The following is an 18,215-nucleotide window of genomic DNA, read 5'->3' on the forward strand; positions in this document are numbered from 1 at the left end:
TTACTTCTTCGCGCCAGCTTTTTCTCTATCCAATTTATTAAGAAAACGGTGATATAAATTTGCATTGCGGTTGTGTTCATCAAGGGTCTTAGCAAACACATGAAACCCTGAAAAATCAGGTTTAGCGCAGAAATACATCAAATCATGTTGTTCTCGGTTTAATACAGCATCAATTGCCTGAACAGAAGGAATGCAAATTGGTGCAGGTGGCAACCCTGCAATAAAGTAGGTATTATAAGGGCTTTCTATAAGTGTGTGTTCAATATAAATTCGAGTCATGGTCATACTATCTAATGCATATTTCACTGTGGGATCAGCCTGCAATTTCCACCCTTTATTGAGTCGATTGAGATAAACTCCTGCAATGCGTGGCATTTCTGACACTTGATTGGTTTCTTTATCCAATATCGATGCTAAAATAGAGACTTGCAAAGGTGTCAGTCCTAATGAATCTGCTTTTGCACTTCTTTCTTTGTTCCAAAAGTGTTGATATTCTTTATAAAAACGAGACAATACCTCATCTGTAGTCGAAAACCAATACATATTATAGGTATTGGGAATAAACATGGCAGCAACCGTTTTGTTATTAAAACCAAACTTTGACAAATACGCACTATTGTCCAAAACACCCTTGAAAGAATCCGGATCCGGTTCTAAGTTGTTTCCCAGCACAGTCGGTATATTTCTCAAATCCCAAGAGCCTCGAATCACAATGTTTGTAGTAAAAGTGCCGCCTTTTCGAAAAAGTACGGCAAGTTCCTTGTTATTCATATTGGGTGTAATTTCAAACTTCCCCGCCCTGAGGTTCTTTTCAACATTCATTCTTTCTGCAATTAAATAAAAAATGCGTGGATATTTCAATCCGCACGTTTCTGTCAATTTTTCGGTGAGCGATTGCAGATTGTCCGTTCTTTTTAAAGTGAGTTGTTGATTTTCTGTGATGTTGATTGCCGGAGAAAAAACAAAGTACCAAATAGCCGCAGCAATACCCCCGGCCAACAAAGCCAGACTGACTATCGACCACAAAACAAACTTAAGAAATTTCATAATTAAGACGTGTGCAAATGTAAGAATACAAGCCTTAAAATAAATTAGCTTTGTCGCTATGAAAAAGCCCCTAAAAATCGCATTGATAGGATATGGCAAGATGGGTAAAGAAATTGAAAAAATCCTCATTGAGCGAGGGCATATCATAAGCACCATCATTGACAGCAAAACCAATCTACAAAAAATCCTAGATTCCAAATGTGATGTAGCTATTGAATTCACTCAACCCGAATCAGCACTATCCAATATTGCATTTTGTGTGAGCCAGCAAATCCCGTTGATAGTCGGTACAACGGGATGGTATCAGGAATTTGACAATGTAAGAAATTTAGTCAATCAACATCAATCATCCTTGTTTACCGCTACCAACTTTAGTATAGGAGTCAATCTGTTTTTTCATCTTAACAAAAAACTCGCGGCAATCATGAATCACTATCCCGAATATCATGTTACGATTGAAGAAACGCATCATAAACAAAAAAAGGATGCCCCCAGCGGAACAGCCATCACTACCGCAGAGAATATTTTGTCTAATTACAATTCAAAAGACAGTTGGATTAGTATAGAAAACGGCAAATACTTAGATGTCGCTGCCAACGAAATTCCAATTTATTCATTCAGAGAAGACAATGTGCCGGGAGTGCACAAAGTGAAATGGGATTGTGATATTGATGAAATTGAAATAACACACTCCGCTCATAATCGTAGAGGTTTTGCTCTTGGGGCGGTGTTGGCGTCAGAATGGATAATCGGAAGAAAGGGTATTTTTGGCATGAATGATATGTTGGGGTTTGAGTAAAAAATATACTTTTGCAAAGCAATTCAAAAAATGAAAAAACTATTTCTTATCACTTCTTTATTGAGCGTTAGCTGCTTAGCATACTCACAAGCAGAGCCCATTTTAAAATCAAAGAAAGGCAATTATATTCTTCCACAAACCGGTGATTGGGGTATAGGCACAAGTGTGAATCCCTTTTTCTCTTTTGTGGGGAGCATGTTTACCAATAACAATGTTATTCCCGGATTAGATTTTCAAAATATTAATTTCAAACGTTTCAAAGATGAGAAAAATGCGCAAAGAGCAGGGATTACACTTCAAACCAGCATTCATCGAGAAAGCATCACTGTATCCAATCTTGCCCCGGATGCTGACCCGGGCTCAACAGTAACAGACCGAACCACCCAGCATGAATACAATATTAATATCACTTATGGTATTGAAAAAAGACGTGGTGCCGGCAGATTACAAGGAATATATGGTGTTGAGGGCATGCTCGGATATGGCAGCGGAAGCAGAACCAAATTCAAATATGGAAACAGCATGAGCGACTATGCAGGTTCTATTGCCAACAACAGACCCACTCAAAATTCTACTACCCCATACAACATATCGGTTGGCGCGCAAGGATTCCTTGGTTTTGAATTCTTTTTTGCACCCAAAATTTCTATTGGTGGTGAAGCATATTTAAGAGCTGCCTATACTTATGGAGGTCAAACTATCAATAAATCCGAAGTGTGGGACCCCATAACCTCTACGTCCTCTATTGTAACAACAAGCCTTAACAACAAAACAAGTGATTTCAATATGAGTGTCAAAAACTGGAGCAATCTCAGATTAATGTTCTACTTTTAATCATTCCTCAAATGAAAAAATATTTTATTACCGCTTTCATTTTCATGATAGGCGGAGTTTTGTATGCTCAACAAGAGTATTCTGTTTATTATGCTGACCCAAATGCAGCCGAGCGCGAACACTTTGCAGACATTACCAACATGAAAGTGGAGGTAAGTTTTGATGTAAATAACAGTAATGGCGGCAAGGTAATAGGCAAAGTAACACATAGTTTCAAACCGCTTATTCCTTCATTGGATTCGTTGTTCTTTGACGGTCCCGATATTCAGATTAAAAAAGCTGAATTAGGCGGCACAAGTGTCAAATATAATGTGAGCAAAACAGGTGTTACAGTTTATTTTTCACCCGCCTTGACTTGGGATAAGTCTTACAACTTGGTTTTTGAATACGAAGCGTTTCCAAGAAAAGGACTATATTTTATAGGATGGGACAGACCCGAACCAAGTGGCAAACCCGATCTTTTTAAAGTAAGAAAACAAATTTGGTCGCAAGGACAAGGAATTGACAACCGGTATTGGATTCCCATGTATGACAACATGAATGACAAATACACAACCGAAACCGTAATCACGTTCGCAGAACCATACAAAGTTTTATCAAACGGCAAATTGCTCTCTCAAAAGAAAAACAAAGACGGTACAGTTACATGGAACTATAGACTTGACAAACCTCATTCAGGCTATCTTGTGATGCTTGCCATCGGAATTTACGAAGTAAAAAGCACAAAAACCAAACGCAATACACCCGTAAACTTTTGGTACTACCCTGAATTCAAAGACAGAGTAGAGCCAACCAGCAAATACACTGAAAGGATTATTGAGTTTTTGGAAGACGAAACCGGAGTCCCCTATCAATGGGGGTCTTATAGCCAAATAATGGTGCAGGATTTTTTGTATGGTGCAATGGAAAACACGTCAGCAACTGTTTTTGGCGACTTTTTCTTTGTTGATGACAGGGCTTTTGAAGACCGGAATTACATTGGAGTCAATGCTCATGAATTGACACATCAATGGTTTGGAGATTTGATAACTGCCAGATCGAGCAACGATATTTGGATGCAGGAAAATTTTGCAACCTATTATGCCAAATTATTTTATGGTAGTCTTCCAGAATACGGTCCTGATGAAATGAAAATGAATGAACTTGGTGAATATCAATCTGCATTCAAAGCATCTGAATCTGACAATTTGCCTATCAGACATACGCAGAGCGGTTCTGCAAGAGCATATCCTAAAGGGTCGGCAGTGTTACAAATGTTACGCTATGTTGTAGGAGATGAGGCTTTTAAACAAACAATAAAATTCTATCTTGAGAAACACGCATTTCAAAACGTACAAGAAGCAGATTTCCAAAATGCTTTCAAGGATCGATTAGGAATGAACCTTGATTGGTTCTTTGATGAATGGATTTTGAGAGGCGGAGAACCTCATTATAAAATCAATTGGACTAACACTGACAATGCTACACTCATTACGGTTGAACAAATTCATCAAATGAACTTAGTAACCGGTGTATTTAAAATGCCCATTCAATTCGCAGTTTATTATACCGATGGAAGTGTTGATAGGCAAAGAATCATGATAGACAAGCAGTTTCAGCAAGTTCGCATTCCCAATCCCAACAACAAAAAGGTCAATTTTGTTGTTTTTGACGAGAATTCAGAAATCATGAAGAAAATGACTTTTGAGAGAAGCCTAAAAGAGTTGTCAGAACAAGCACTCAAAGCCGTAAATATGGCAGATCGATTAGAAGCAGTGCAAGCCCTGGCAAGTTTCCCCTATAGCGAAACACAAGCTACTCTTGAGCAAATCATCAACAATAACAAAGAATTCCATTCTGTTAAAGCCGAGGCATGGAAACAATGGCTGCTTGCTAATAAAAATAATGGCAAACTGCCTAATCTAAATCTCAAAACCGAACACAGAGAAGTACGAATGACATTGGCGACCCATCTTAATCCTGAACAAAACGAACAAAGGGCTTTGCTTGAACAGTTACTTGAAGATAATTCATACCAAGTGATTGAAACTGCATTGGACAATCTTTTTTCTTCAATGTTTTTGCAAACGAACGGCTCTTACATGCAATTAGCCGGATTGTGGTTATCCAAAGTAAAAGACCTTGAGGGTATGGCAAAATCCATTAAAATCAAATGGCTTGAATACTCTATTGTTACAAGTAACTCCAAAGAAGAGTCTGCTAAATTGTTAAATGAACTTATTGAATACAGCAGTGCAGATTACGAATTCAGAACCAGAGTCAATGCTTTTGAAGCCCTCGGCAGATTAAACTATGCCAACGAAACTGTTTTCAATAACATGTTTGAAGCAATCTCAAGACCCAATTCAAGACTATCGGGACCTACCAGTGTGGTGTACAAGAAGTTTGCAGCTCAACATTCCTACAAGTTGCTCATTTATCAAACGCTGAAAAATCAAACTCCCTTGGTAAAGAAGTTTTTGAAAGAGAAAGGAATTTCCGTCCAATAAAAATTCAGATTTTAGTTCCTTAAGCTTTTTCTCATCTTACAATGATGAGTAAAAAAAGCTAAATAAACCTCTGAGTAAAAACTCTTTTCCAAATTGCTGAATTGACAGTCGAAAAAGATAATTCACTTGCTCAAAACAATTATCTTTGTTTGCCCAAAAACAGCATGCATACTTCTATTCTCCAAAATAAGCTGGATGCCTTTATCAGCAAGTATCATCGTATGCAATTAATACGTGGGACAGTGGCAGTTGTAGGTATTTTTTTAAGTGTTTATCTCATTGCAACCTTATTCGAATACTATGGGAGATTTGGTACAGGCGTTAGGGCAGTTTTGTTTTTTTCAATGTTGGCATTAACCCTTTGGATTGTAGTCAAAAACATAGTTATACCGCTGTTGCAGTTATTCAAACTTAGCAAAGGAACACTAAGTTATGAAAAGGCATCTGTAATTATAGGCAGTCATTTTCCTGAAGTCAAAGACAAACTGCTGAATGCTTTGCAATTAAAAACAATGTCTGAAAATGACCAAGATAATGAATTATTGCTTGCCGCAATAGAACAAAAGACCGGAGAATTATCTAATGTTCCTTTTCTGAATGCTATAAACTGGGAAGGTGTAAAAAAAGTAGGTAAATATAGTGTGATACCGCTCATTCTGTTTTTATCAGCTTTGGTTTTTAACTCCGGAATCTTTATTGAAAGCGGTCAAAGAATAATCCACTTTCAGCAACAATTCGCAATTCCGGCTCCTTTTCAGTTTTTGTTAGTAGAAAGCAATCCCAAGATTTACAAGAATCAGGATTATACCATTGAACTGCATACACCCGGAGACCAAATTCCTTCGGAAATGTTTATCATAACGGCTGGTAATACTCTCAAGATGGAACCTTCCGGTAAGGGCAAATTTACTTTTACCTTCAGAAACATTCAATCTTCAAGAAATTTTCATTTTACAACCGGAAAATTCAATTCTAACGAATACATACTGACCGTTATTCCTAAACCTATTATTCTCAATTTTCAAGTTGCTTTGAACTACCCTGCATACTTGCAGAAGAAGAATGAAACTTTAGAAAATATTGGCGACCTGACAGTGCCTGCCGGCACACAGATTACTTGGATTTTCAAGACCAAAGATGCTGATGAACTCGAGTTTTTCTTTGATACTTCAAGAAAGTCAGCAAAAAAAGATAAAAATCAAAACTTTACCCTAACCCAGCGCTTTTTGCATAGTTCTCCATACCGCATTCAAATTTTGAATTCAGCTACCCAAGGTGTGGACAGTATTGGATTTCATTTAAATATCATTGCAGACGCTCCTCCGAGCATTTTTGCAGAACAACAGAAAGACAGCAATATGATTTTCACCAATTATTTATTTGGCGAAGCAAGTGATGACAACGGAATCAGCCGTATTGCTTTTTTCTATAAAACAGCCGGCAAAAACGAAAATTATAAAAAAATCGAACTACCGGTTTCGGGTTCATTCAAACAGAATTTCTTTTTGCCTATTAATCTGCAAGAACTTGGGATTGAGCAAAATGGAGAATTAGAATATTTTTTTCAGACATGGGACAACGACAAAGTAACCGGACCTAAATCTACTAAAACCTCCATAAAGACGCTCAAAAGAGAGTCAGACAAAGAACTCGAAAATCGGGTTAGCGAAACCGGTAAAGCACTTCAAACCAATATGCAGAATGCGTTGCAAAAAGCTGCCGAACTACAAGAAAAAATCAAAACACTGAGCAATGACCTAAAACAAAAGAGTAGTTTGACATGGGAAGACAAACAAAAAATTGAAAAACTCTTAGAAGAACAAAAAAAGTTGCAGCAAGAGATTGAAAAAATGAAAAAAGACTTTGAGCAACGCAATGAGTTTGAAGATCAGTTCAAAAACAAGAATGAGGAGTTGAGAAAGAAACAAGAACAAATCCAAAAGATGTTTGATGAACTCTTTGACGAAAAAACCAAAGAGCTATTCAAGAAACTGGAAGAAATGCTGCAACAACAAAACAAAGACAAAATTCAGGAAAAGCTCAATGATATAAATAAAAACAACAAAGACCTTGAGAATCTGCTCGACAAAACCCTTGAACACTTTAAACAATATGAGTTAGAAAAAAAGATTAATGAAACTGTTGACAAACTTGAGAAACTCTCCGAAAAGCAAGAAGAACTACAGAAAAAAACAGAAAATTCAGACAAATCAGAAAACGAAGAGCTACAAAAACAGCAAGAAGAACTGAACAAAGAGTTTGAAAACCTGCAAAAAGATTTGGAAGAAATCAAACAAAAGAACAACAATCTTGAAGACCCGATGAAACTGGAAAACACGGATCAATCAAGCCAAGACATTCAGTCAGACATGAATGAAGCCGGTGAGAATATTTCCAAAAACAAAAAGAATAATGCTGCCAAAAAACAACAAGATGCTGCTAAAAAAATGAAAGAATTAGCACAAAAAATGGAGCAGCAGATACAGGAAAACAAACAACAACAAAACGATGAAGACTATAACGCCCTGCGACAATTACTCAAAAACCTAATTTTATTGTCCAACAAACAAGAAGAAATCATGCGCGAGTTTGGAAACATCAAAGAATACAACCCTCGCTATATTGAACTCTCCAAAAGACAAAAAGAGTTAAGACAATCCGCACTGATGATTGAAGACAGTTTGAACAACCTCGCCAAACGTCAACCTATGATTTCATCTTATGTAACAAAAGAGCTGGGTTCTTTAACCCAAAATATGGACGGAGCTGTATCAGCTTTATCTGAAAGATACACGGGTGCAGCAGTTGTGAAACAACAATATGCAATGACGCATACCAACAACCTTGCAGTGTTTTTGACCGAAATCCTGCAACAGATGCAAGACCAGATGAATGCTGAAATAAAGAAAAAAGATGGAGAACCCAAAGACGGAGAACCCAAGCAAAACTGCGACAATCCCGGAAATAAAAAACAATTGGGTAAAGGCAAACCCAAGCCCGGAATGCAGGGGATGCAACAGTTGCAAGACAGATTGAACAAGATGATGAAAGATATGCAGCAGCAAAAAATGAACGGTAAAAACCCATCAAGTGAAGAATTCGCTCGAATTGCCGCACAACAAGAAGCATTGCGTAGAGAATTGGAAAGAATAGAAAAAGAAATGGGTAGCCAGGGTCAGGGCAATTCGGAACTGATGCGCGAGATTGAAAAGACGCGTAAAATGATGGAAGAAACCGAAAAACAGCTTTACAACAAACAGTTAGACAGCAGAATAATTCAAAGACAAGAAGAAATCTCACATCGATTATTTGAACATGAAAAAGCAGAACGCGAACAAGGTGAAGACGACAAACGCAAAGGAGAAACAGCCACCGATAAAGAGCGCAAAATGCCGCCTTCTATCGAAAAATATTTAAAGGAAAAAGCAAAAGAAATCGAATTTTACAAAACCTTGCCTCCTGAATTCAGTCCTTACTACAAAGACAGAGTCAAAGACTATTTTAACAATCTACAATCCTAAAAATACCAGATGATATTGTGTATCGAAACAAGTGGAGAAATATGCAGCATTGCTTTGGCAGCAAGTCATGACCAAGTATTTTATCTTGAAAATCGTGAACTCAATGCGCACTCCAAATTCCTATTGCCTATGATAGACAGTATTTTTGCGGAAAATCAGCTTCCCAAGCATTCACTCAATGCAATAGCACTTTCTGCCGGTCCCGGCTCATACACAGGCTTACGAATAGGGAGTGCGGCTGCCAAAAGTATTTGTATGGCATACGACATTCCCCTTATCAGCATAAGCACACTCGAAATACTTGCCACAGCCATGCACAACACTGAACACAAATCAGAATATCTGGTTCCCTTGTTGGACGCACGAAGAATGGAGGTATATACAGCCGTTTTTGATTCAAATGCAAAACGCATGAGCATTGATACACCACATATCTTATCTGAAGATACTGCTCAGCTATGGAACAACAAGAATGCTGCACTCGCAGGTTCTGGTGCCGACAAAACTCACCAACACCTGAAAAAACTCGGGATTGAAACCGAGCTTTTGGCAGGACTCTATCCGCAAGCAAACAACATGACCCTACTTGCTTTGGAAAAATACAAACAACAAGATTTCACCAACTTGAACAATTTCCAACCTTACTACCTGAAACCTTTTTATACCACTGCAACCCCCGTCCAATACAACACAAAATGAATGCATTAACCATTACAGAGTTTGAAAAAGAAGCCCAAAATGCGCTAATCTTAGACTTGAGAAACAAATATGTTTTTGAAATAGGCTTTATCCCCCACTCTATTAACATCGGAATTGATGGAGATTATAAAACATATCTGAGCAAAATAACAGAAAAAGACCGCAAAATGGTATTAGTTTGTTCAGACAAACTCGAAAAAGAAAGTACCAAACTACTTATCAAACAAGGTTATACAAATATTGCAGGTTGGCTGAATGGAGGGTTTGAAAATTGGAAGCAATCACATAAACCCATTGACATGCTCATCAACATCCCGGCTGATGAGTTTGCAACCGACCTATATTTCCTCAATGAACATGAGGCTGTAATTGATATTCGCGAATTTGAAGCAAGAAAAGAAGGGGAGGTTGAAAATTCATTAAACATTTCTCTAAATGAACTCACAGAACGCATAGAGGATATTGACAAAAGCAAATCATACTACGTTATTGGTTCTGACGGATTTGGCACTATGTTAGCAGCATCCTATCTCAAATCTCAAGGATGTACATCTGTCAAAAGTATTGACGCATCATTCAGCGAAATTCAAGAAGCACTGATGTATCACAAAAGAGTGTAATCTCATACCTTTGTTCCGTGCAAGATTCAGCAGGCAAACTATTTTTGGTGCCCACACCGATCGGCAATCTGAAAGACATAACTTTTAGGGCGGTAGAGGTGCTCAAGTCCTGCGACTATGTTTATGCGGAAGATACCAGGACATCGGGTATTTTGTTTAAACATTACGACATCAAAACCCCATTGCGCTCTTTTCATATTCACAACGAACATACAAGAGTTGAGGAAATAACTAATCTTATTGTTGAAGGCAAGGTCATTGGCTTAGTAAGTGATGCCGGTACGCCCGGAATCTCGGACCCGGGTTTTTTGGCTGTCAGAGCTTGTGTTGATAAAGACCTGAGGATTGAAGCACTGCCGGGTGCAACTGCTTTTGTACCTGCATTGGTGGAATCAGGATTGCCTTGTGAAAAGTTCGTATTCGAAGGTTTTTTGCCTCAGAAAAAAGGGAGAAAAACAAGGTTGGAATTATTGGCAAATGAAAACCGAACGATGATTTTTTATGAAAGTCCTTTCAGAATTGTCAAGGCATTGGAAGAATTCAAAATTCATTTTGGAGCCGACAGACGTATTTCAGTCAGCAGGGAATTAAGTAAAATATACCATCAGACGGTCAGGGGCAATGTAGAAGAAGTAAAATTATATTTTGAAACAAACACCCCCAAAGGTGAATTTGTAATCATAGTAGAAGGACGCAATGATAAATAGAATCACAAAATCACCGTTATGGCTCAGTTTATTGGGCGGTCTGTTGCTCTTTGCTGCATGGCTGCCTTCTCCCCTATTTTTTCTACTTTTTGTAGGATGGCTGCCTTTATTGCAGCTAATGGAATTAGGACTTAAAGAGGGCAAAAAAACAATTTGGTTCTGGAAATGGTCATACTTATCTGTATTTGTTTGGAATTTGGGCACAACATGGTGGGTGTGGTTTGCATCGGAAGGAGGAGCCATTGCCATGCTGTTGGCAAATTCACTCGTGATGTCGCTCATGCTATCAGCAGCTTATTTCACACGTAAATATCTACCTAAAAGTGGTTATGTCCCTTTTATTGCTTTTTGGATTGCTTTTGAACTATTGCATTTGAATTGGGACCTTGATTTTCCTTGGTTAACATTGGGCAATGACTTTGCCCGTTTCCCTATATTGATTCAGTGGTATGAATACACGGGAGTCTTGGGAGGAAGTTTATGGGTACTATTGGTCAATGTGGTCATTTTTAAATTGCTTAATAATCGACCAAAATTTGGAATAATAACACCTACTTTGCTACTATTAATACCGGTACTGATTTCAGTTTGGATATATTTTTCATACAAGACACCTCAAGACAGCAAAAAGGTAGAAGTGCTGATTGTGCAACCTAATATTGATCCTTATTCAGAGAAGTTTGAGCGCGACCCTTATGACCTCACCTTGGAAATGATAGCAGAAGTGGAGCATAAAATCAGTCCTGCCACTCGCTTTGTCATTTTTCCCGAAACCGCTATTCCTGAATATTTTGAAGTTTCGCAATGGAATAATGAAGCCAAAATACAACTACTTTATCATCTAACACAAAAGCATCCTAACTTAGCTATTATCACCGGTCTGGAAACGTTTAAGAGATATAATACCTCAGATGACAACTGCAGACAACCCACGCCAACCGCCCGCCCCAGTAGCGAAGGCGCATGTGATTATTATGATGTTTATAATACTTCGGCTTTTATTTACAAAAACTACCCACCGGTTTTTTATCACAAATCAAAATTGGTGCTTGGTGTCGAAAAGATGCCTTATCCCAAATATGTTGGATTTTTAAATAAATTGTCAATTGATTTGGGTGGCACAAGTGGAAGTTTGGGCAGAAGTGAGCATCCCATTGTTTTTCACGGACCGGACTCTATTACAACCTGTGGTTTAATTTGTTACGAATCCATTTATGGAAACTATGTACGCGAATTTGCACAAATGGGCTTGAATTTTATTACCATCATAACCAATGACGGTTGGTGGGGTAACACTCCGGGATATAAACAGCATTTGTATTATGGTGCCATACGTGCAATCGAAACCCGAAAATACATTGCCAGAAGTGCCAATACAGGAATTTCTGCCGTCATTGACGACCGGGGAGAAATTAGGAAGCATAGCCTTTGGTGGCAAAAGGATGTAATCAAAGCGGACATTCAAACCAACAACATCCAAACCTTTTATGTGCAAAATGGCGATTTGATTGGCAAAGCATGTGCATTCATTACTATTGCTTTTTTACTGGGAGCAGTCGTAAGATATATTACAAAAAAATAGTGTTTACGATTTTGTGATAAGTAAGAAAATGCGCTTAATTTTGCACCACTCAAAAAGCAGCACCCGTAGCTCAATTGGATAGAGCATTTGACTACGGATCAAAAGGTTTGGGGTTCGAATCCCTACGGGTGCACTGAAATGCTTCCTTTTTTAATGTCAATACGCTAATAATATGCATATTGGCATTTTTATTTAAGAATTTTGTCCAGCATTTGTCCAACAACCTTATACCTTAATCAAATGTTGGGTAATTTTGCTTTTACTCATAGAAACTCCATTCATTTGTGTTTTAATCCTGATTTCTCAAATTGTCTTTATCTTGTCTAAAGTTATAAACAACAGGTTTTTAAAATAATAGATTAAATGGAATTAAATCAGATTAAAGCAAGTTTAATGGTTTGGTTTTAATTAAAACTAAATCTTTAATGGGGTTTATTTAGTGAAATGCTGTGCGTAAACATTCATTAATAGAAATACTTGTTAATGTAATTTTACGCATTATGAATAATATCACAACCCCAAAAATCATTAGTATTCATTGCGAATACTGTGATACTTTATTTTATCCCACAAGGAGATTTGTCCAAAAGTACTGTACAGAAAGCTGTAGAACATTAGCATGTAGAGAACGTAAAAAAGGAATCGGTGGAACCCAAGCAAATAAAAACCGAAGTACAAGTATCACAGACCTTAGCAAAGAGATTTCTGAAATGAAGTCAATGATTTATCAATTTAATTCCAATATCAACACTAAGTATCAAATTCTCGAAATTATGTATTCTGAATCGTTAAGGAAGATAAATGAAACAAACTATTTAGCAGAAAAAATCCAAGAGTTCATAAAGGAAAAATATAAAGAAAATGAGAGGCTAGAAAAAACAACTACACAAATTAAAGAGCAGTTAAATCAACTAAGCATTAATCTCAAAAGCCTTAAAAGAAATACTGAGATTCACGATATTATTCAAGATGTACTTATTGTCTTTGGGAACGACATAAAAGGGACAATTTTTGACTTAATTAAAAATTGGAAAAATAAAAATAGTAGCCAATAGAAACCTGAAATCAATCTTCATCACCAAAAAACATTTATTCTCAATCTCCCGCTATATACATTCTTCTTCTCAAATCCCCACAATTTATCAATGTAGTCATACCCTCCTGTTAAAGAGAAAGAGAGTTTTTTTAACGGCTTATACATCAATATGATTTTGCCTCCATTTTTCTCTGCTCCATTCTTAAACCAAGTTAAATGCGACTCTACCCCTGCTGTTAATTTGGGATTTAAACTTTGTGATAAGGTTAGTGAAAGCAAGTTAGCATTTAGAGTGTCAATTCCAGGATTAGTTGTATTTGTTTGCCAAACAAAACCTGTTTGAAGTCCTTTAGCAAAAACAGCACTTGTCTTTAAAATGTATGAACGCATACCTGTTTTTCCTAACTTATCTAGTGACATTACTGATTGAGAAAATGAAGTAGAGGTTACTAAAAACACCTTTTTGATTTTCTTAGAATAAGTTACTGTGAAATTAGTAATTGAAAACTGATTAAAGGACCTAAGTAATGAATCAGGATGATTGTTTCCATGCTGATAAGGTGAATGATAAACAGAGAAGTTGGGGTATTTTTTATTCAAGTTAGTTTGAAGCATAATGCCGTAACCACTCATCTTGTTTGTAGAACTATTTTCATTAGCCAGATTGTCACTATTTACTTTATAAAATACCTGAGTAGAAATCTTTTTCTTCAAGAAAGTACCTTTCAAAGAAATATCTCTTTCAAAAAAACCAATCCTCATAAATGGGTTTCCAATTGATTTGAATCCAGGATTAACTCTCTGAACTTTTCCCTGAAATTCCAAATTTTCTAATATCTTATACGTTCCCTCCACCCAAAAAGCAGTGTTTAGGTTGCTTAATTTATAGGCAGGTTGTATTCTATTAAATGTATCAACAGAGTTTCCATTTATAGTTTCATCTATTGCTGAATTCTGTGCTGAAAAATTGCTTTGAGCCATTTCTGCACTAAGTGTGATTTTCTTTTTATAGAATAACCCTTTTGCTCCTATGGAATTAACAGAATTATTAATTCGTTGCCTTTCCATGATTTTATCTGGGTCATCAAAATAGGAACGTGAATAATAAATATGGCTTTTGTCTTTGTTTCCTAAACCTGTTGTAATTGCATAAAAATTTCTGTCAAACTCAGGTCTTTCAGTTGAGAAAAACCTAAAATCATTTGCAGCTGCTTTTCCAGCAGAGACATTGATAAAAAACTTGTCAGAACTCCATGCTATATCTGCGCCTCTTACTGGAGTTCCAACTACTGTAAAATCTGAATGAGTTGGATAGACTATTCCTACATTAAATTTATCAAATCCACTAGCAAAGCCTAATATCTTCTTGAATTTTGAATCATACCCACCAGAAAGCGATTTAAGATTACTCTTTTTGTTATATTCACTTTCATCTATATTTACCAAACTTGAATCCTTTTGTCTTAAAACTTCAATTTCCTCTTTCTTCTTTTTGATTGCATTAATTTTTTCTTCGATGTTTTTTTTGTCTGCTTCTAACTTCTCCTTTCTTGCCTTAGCTTTTTCGTATCGCCTATTAATTGAATCGGAATTATTTGAGTTTTTTAGGCTATCACTTCTGTTACCTAATTCTGAACTTATTGAGTCTTTTGGCAAATTAAAATGAGGATCAAAACTAGTGTCAATATCTATGTTTTTTTTAGCTTCTAATTCTGCTAATTCTTTATCAATATTTGTAATTTCAGCATCTAACAAAGCTCGTTTTTTGTTTAATTCCTCTTCTTGTTTGTTTTTTAAATCAAAATCACGTTTCCTCATTTGATCAAGTTTTTTACGCTCATTCAATTCTTTGAGTAATCCGTCAAGCAATTGTCGTTTAAATGTTTGAGCATCAAAGTTCAAACTAAATGAGTTTGAATTGTACAGAGAATTATTTTCAGTGGTATAATATATATCTGTGGTAAATGGCAAGCCCATAATTGTGAGTTTTGGACTCATCCATAAACGGGTGTAAAATAACTCATTCATTGCTAATGGGTTTTGAGCATTTGCTCCAAATGTCTCAATTGTGACGTTTCCACTAACTGAAAATGACTTATTAAAGTTGTTTAAATACTTTACTTTAGGTGTATTGAATTTCAAATCAGAAAACTTTTTGTCTGTTTTATTGCTACGTTTGTCTGTTTTAGAAATTGAGTCAGTTTTATTGAAAGTCGAGTCAGTTTTTAAATTCTGAGAACTGTCATTCAAAGTATATCCTACAGAATCGACCTGTGCTTCTGCATAAATTGTGCATAATGCAAGAAGAGAGAATGCGATTATTTTATATTGAATTAACATTATTTTTCCATCATGCTAAATTACAGCACTTTTACTATTGCAAATATGAAATAAAAACTTGTGCTTTGTACTCTAAAATTTTTTTATGTCGAAATTTATTAACGCAGTAAGTGAATTAATCAGTAAAAACACAAATAACATTAAAATAATTGAAATATGATGCTAATAAAATCAATGCCTAGACAAAGATTATGTCTATTTTTAACAACACTATTTTTAGCGTTGTTTTTTTCTTTGAATATTTCGGCACAAATTCAAGTTAATTTACGACCAATCAACCCTTTTCACTTCACTCCTGAGCATAGCTGGGAAATGGATGTGATAAGCATGGAAGAAAAAAGTTTTAGAGTTAAAGTTTTTGCACAAATTTTTACGAAAAACCATCAACTAATTGCAGACTTAGAAAGTGATGTTTTAATGATTAATAATGGGATGAATAGTTTTAACTCTTTAACTACCCAAACTCAACGAATAAACTTTAGTATGGCTGATTATGGAAACCTAATTAGCACTATTGGGAAATTCCCTTCAGGCGAATACATAGTTTGTATAAAATTCCAATGCTTAACACCTGATTGTGATGGAGCTGGATCAGAGGCATTACCTTTAGAACCCAATTTATGTAGAGATGTTAAGGTGGAACTTCCAACTCCATTAATACTCGCATCCCCATTTGACAAATCAGAAATTGAAGAAAAAAGACCCATGTTCACTTGGATTCCTCCCATGCCAATTGGAGGCATGTTGGAATTGAGGTATGTTTATACACTTACTGAAAGAAGAGAAGGGCAGAGCAATATAGATGCTATTAGAAGAAACAGGCCCATAATTCAAGACCAATTTGTTGAAAGACCTAGTTTGTTTTATCCTCTTGATATTGAAGAGTTAGAATATGAAAAAGATTATGTTTGGCAAGTGGAAGCATGGTACGGGAATGTGTATATAGCGACTTCTGAAGTGTGGGAGTTTAAGTTAAAGGAGGAGGATAGTATAATTGAAATCATAAATTATTCTCAATCATTCATTGAAATTGCAAAACAAGACGGTAGTTCTTTCTACAACATAGCTGAAGAACTTAAGATTAGATATAATTCAAGGATTAATTCAGAGATACTTGGCTGCACAATTAAGGACGAAAATGGAAACCAAATAGGTTCTGTAATAAATCTCAACACAGTCGTTGGGGACAATAGATTTTCAATCAACTTAAAAGATGTTAATGGAATTAAAAATGGAAAAACCTATTCCATAGAATTTAAGAGTAATAATGGGAAAATCTTTAAATTCAGTATCGTTTATTATGATTTAAAAAAGGTAGAAGGTGCTGAAATTATAAGGAAAAGAAAAAGTGAAATTGAAGAGAATGATTCAAAATAAACAGACAATGTCAAGCAAACTCACATCTCAAAAGTTATTAATTCTAGTGATTATTCTAACAGGAATATCGCTATTTATCAGTTTGTTTTTACTAATAAGTAACTCTAGTAATTCAAAAATCGGGTATGTAAAAATAGAACAAGTTTACGAAGAATTTGATTTGAAGAAACAATTGAGTAGTCAATTAAGTAGTCTTCAGATTAAGAGAAAAAACGAAATGGATAGTCTTGGGCTTAAAATCAAGATGTTAGAAAGTCAACTTAAAAACCAAAATAAACCTAGTGAATCAGAGGTGACATTTTATAAGCAATTGCTTGACGAGTATGAAATACGTTCAGATCAATACAATGAAGAAGAGACAAGAATCAGTAGTACATTTAATGAGCAAATAGTGAATCAAATCAACAGATATATAAAAGAATATGCAATAATGAATAACTATAGCATTATTCATGGAACTGATGGTAACGGGAATATTATGTATGCAGAAGAAGACCTAGATGTAACAAACAAAGTAATTCAATACATCAATAAAAAACATGCAGGGTTTAATTAACATATTGTCATTAAAGTTTGTGTTTTCAATTTACTCAGTACTACTGCTAATAAGTGCTTGCACCAAATCTATGCCCCCTAAAGAATTTGTTAATTGGATTGAAGATGAAGAAAATGGCTATAGACAAAGTGTAGATGCAGGAGATATAAAAATCACCCTGCAAGAGCGACCTTTAAAATATCGAATATGTATTGAAAATCAAGGTGAAATTAATAATGCAATAATTTCGGAGTCTAAAGAAGAGGATGAACCGCTTTTACATTTTCATTTTATTCTAAGACCCAGTAAAGTAGAAACTCCATTTCTAATGTTCAGAGCAAATGATGAAGCAGAATACTTTGAACGATTGAGATATTACACATCAGAAGTAGAAAATGATATTATGCTAGTTTCAGAAAGCGATACTCTTTACCCTGTCTTGTGTCATTTTGAGCGTAATTATCATGTAGCCCCTTATAACGTTATAACATTCGCTTTTGAAAATCATGAGAGCATTGCTGATAATTATAGGGTTATTTTTAATGACCAAATATTTAATCAAGGTCCTATTTCATTCAAGATAGATAATAACAAAAAAATTCCAAAACTCAAACCTTCAAAATAAAATC

The 18,215-nt window shown here is 35.8% G+C and carries 14 protein-coding genes and 1 tRNA gene; 13 read left to right on the forward strand and 2 right to left on the reverse strand.

Annotation, left to right across the window (positions count from 1 at the left end; translation table 11 throughout):
* On the reverse strand, positions 1-1,047 hold the full coding sequence (gene mltG, locus M9892_04045) for an endolytic transglycosylase MltG (GenBank protein MCO5253522.1): 1,047 nt from the start codon (positions 1,045-1,047) through the stop codon (positions 1-3).
* Between the two features lie 58 nt (positions 1,048-1,105).
* Between mltG and dapB the strand changes: the two genes are divergently transcribed.
* From dapB to M9892_04095, 10 genes are all read left to right on the forward strand, one after another.
* Positions 1,106-1,846, forward strand: a complete 741-nt coding sequence (gene dapB, locus M9892_04050) for a 4-hydroxy-tetrahydrodipicolinate reductase (protein ID MCO5253523.1) — start codon at positions 1,106-1,108, stop codon at positions 1,844-1,846.
* 30 nt (positions 1,847-1,876) lie between these two features.
* Positions 1,877-2,680, forward strand: coding sequence for a hypothetical protein (locus tag M9892_04055; GenBank protein MCO5253524.1), 804 nt, complete (start codon positions 1,877-1,879; stop codon positions 2,678-2,680).
* 11 nt (positions 2,681-2,691) lie between these two features.
* Positions 2,692-5,169 carry a M1 family metallopeptidase gene (locus M9892_04060; protein MCO5253525.1) on the forward strand — a complete coding sequence of 826 codons (2,478 nt, stop codon included), beginning with the start codon at positions 2,692-2,694 and terminating at the stop codon, positions 5,167-5,169.
* 101 nt (positions 5,170-5,270) lie between these two features.
* Positions 5,271-8,690, forward strand: a complete 3,420-nt coding sequence (locus M9892_04065) for a hypothetical protein (protein ID MCO5253526.1) — start codon at positions 5,271-5,273, stop codon at positions 8,688-8,690.
* Between the two features lie 9 nt (positions 8,691-8,699).
* The gene (tsaB, locus tag M9892_04070) at positions 8,700-9,389 is read left to right on the forward strand and encodes a tRNA (adenosine(37)-N6)-threonylcarbamoyltransferase complex dimerization subunit type 1 TsaB (GenBank protein MCO5253527.1); all 690 of its coding nucleotides are present in this window, start codon (positions 8,700-8,702) and stop codon (positions 9,387-9,389) included.
* The gene (locus M9892_04075) at positions 9,386-10,009 is read left to right on the forward strand and encodes a rhodanese-like domain-containing protein (GenBank protein MCO5253528.1); all 624 of its coding nucleotides are present in this window, start codon (positions 9,386-9,388) and stop codon (positions 10,007-10,009) included. The genes tsaB and M9892_04075 overlap by 4 nt, the downstream gene beginning before the upstream one ends.
* A 17-nt stretch (positions 10,010-10,026) precedes the next feature.
* A complete protein-coding gene (gene rsmI / locus M9892_04080) occupies positions 10,027-10,716 on the forward strand; it encodes a 16S rRNA (cytidine(1402)-2'-O)-methyltransferase (GenBank protein MCO5253529.1) in 690 nt (229 codons plus the stop codon).
* Positions 10,706-12,298: an apolipoprotein N-acyltransferase gene (lnt, locus tag M9892_04085; GenBank protein MCO5253530.1), complete on the forward strand. Its 1,593-nt coding sequence runs from the start codon at positions 10,706-10,708 to the stop codon at positions 12,296-12,298. The genes rsmI and lnt overlap by 11 nt, the downstream gene beginning before the upstream one ends.
* 59 nt (positions 12,299-12,357) lie before the next feature.
* Positions 12,358-12,431 (forward strand) — tRNA-Arg (locus M9892_04090).
* A gap of 367 nt (positions 12,432-12,798) precedes the next feature.
* Positions 12,799-13,353 carry a hypothetical protein gene (locus tag M9892_04095; protein MCO5253531.1) on the forward strand — a complete coding sequence of 185 codons (555 nt, stop codon included), beginning with the start codon at positions 12,799-12,801 and terminating at the stop codon, positions 13,351-13,353.
* Between the two features lie 20 nt (positions 13,354-13,373).
* On the opposite strand, the gene M9892_04100 is transcribed toward M9892_04095, so the two are convergent.
* Positions 13,374-15,674 carry a hypothetical protein gene (locus tag M9892_04100; protein ID MCO5253532.1) on the reverse strand — a complete coding sequence of 767 codons (2,301 nt, stop codon included), beginning with the start codon at positions 15,672-15,674 and terminating at the stop codon, positions 13,374-13,376.
* Between the two features lie 312 nt (positions 15,675-15,986).
* On the opposite strand from M9892_04100, the gene M9892_04105 reads away from it, so the two are divergent.
* The 3 genes from M9892_04105 (at position 15,987) to M9892_04115 (ending at position 18,211) form a co-directional block, all read left to right on the forward strand.
* Positions 15,987-17,051 (forward strand): hypothetical protein, encoded by a 1,065-nt coding sequence (locus M9892_04105; protein ID MCO5253533.1) that lies wholly within the window; start codon positions 15,987-15,989, stop codon positions 17,049-17,051.
* Positions 17,052-17,058: 7 nt separating this feature from the next.
* Positions 17,059-17,607 carry an OmpH family outer membrane protein gene (locus tag M9892_04110; protein ID MCO5253534.1) on the forward strand — a complete coding sequence of 183 codons (549 nt, stop codon included), beginning with the start codon at positions 17,059-17,061 and terminating at the stop codon, positions 17,605-17,607.
* A gap of 70 nt (positions 17,608-17,677) precedes the next feature.
* On the forward strand, positions 17,678-18,211 hold the full coding sequence (locus M9892_04115) for a hypothetical protein (GenBank protein ID MCO5253535.1): 534 nt from the start codon (positions 17,678-17,680) through the stop codon (positions 18,209-18,211).
* The last annotated feature ends 4 nt before the right edge of the window (positions 18,212-18,215 follow it).

This window comes from Bacteroidota bacterium (assembly GCA_023957335.1).
Classification (GTDB): domain Bacteria; phylum Bacteroidota; class Bacteroidia; order NS11-12g; family UBA955; genus JALOAG01.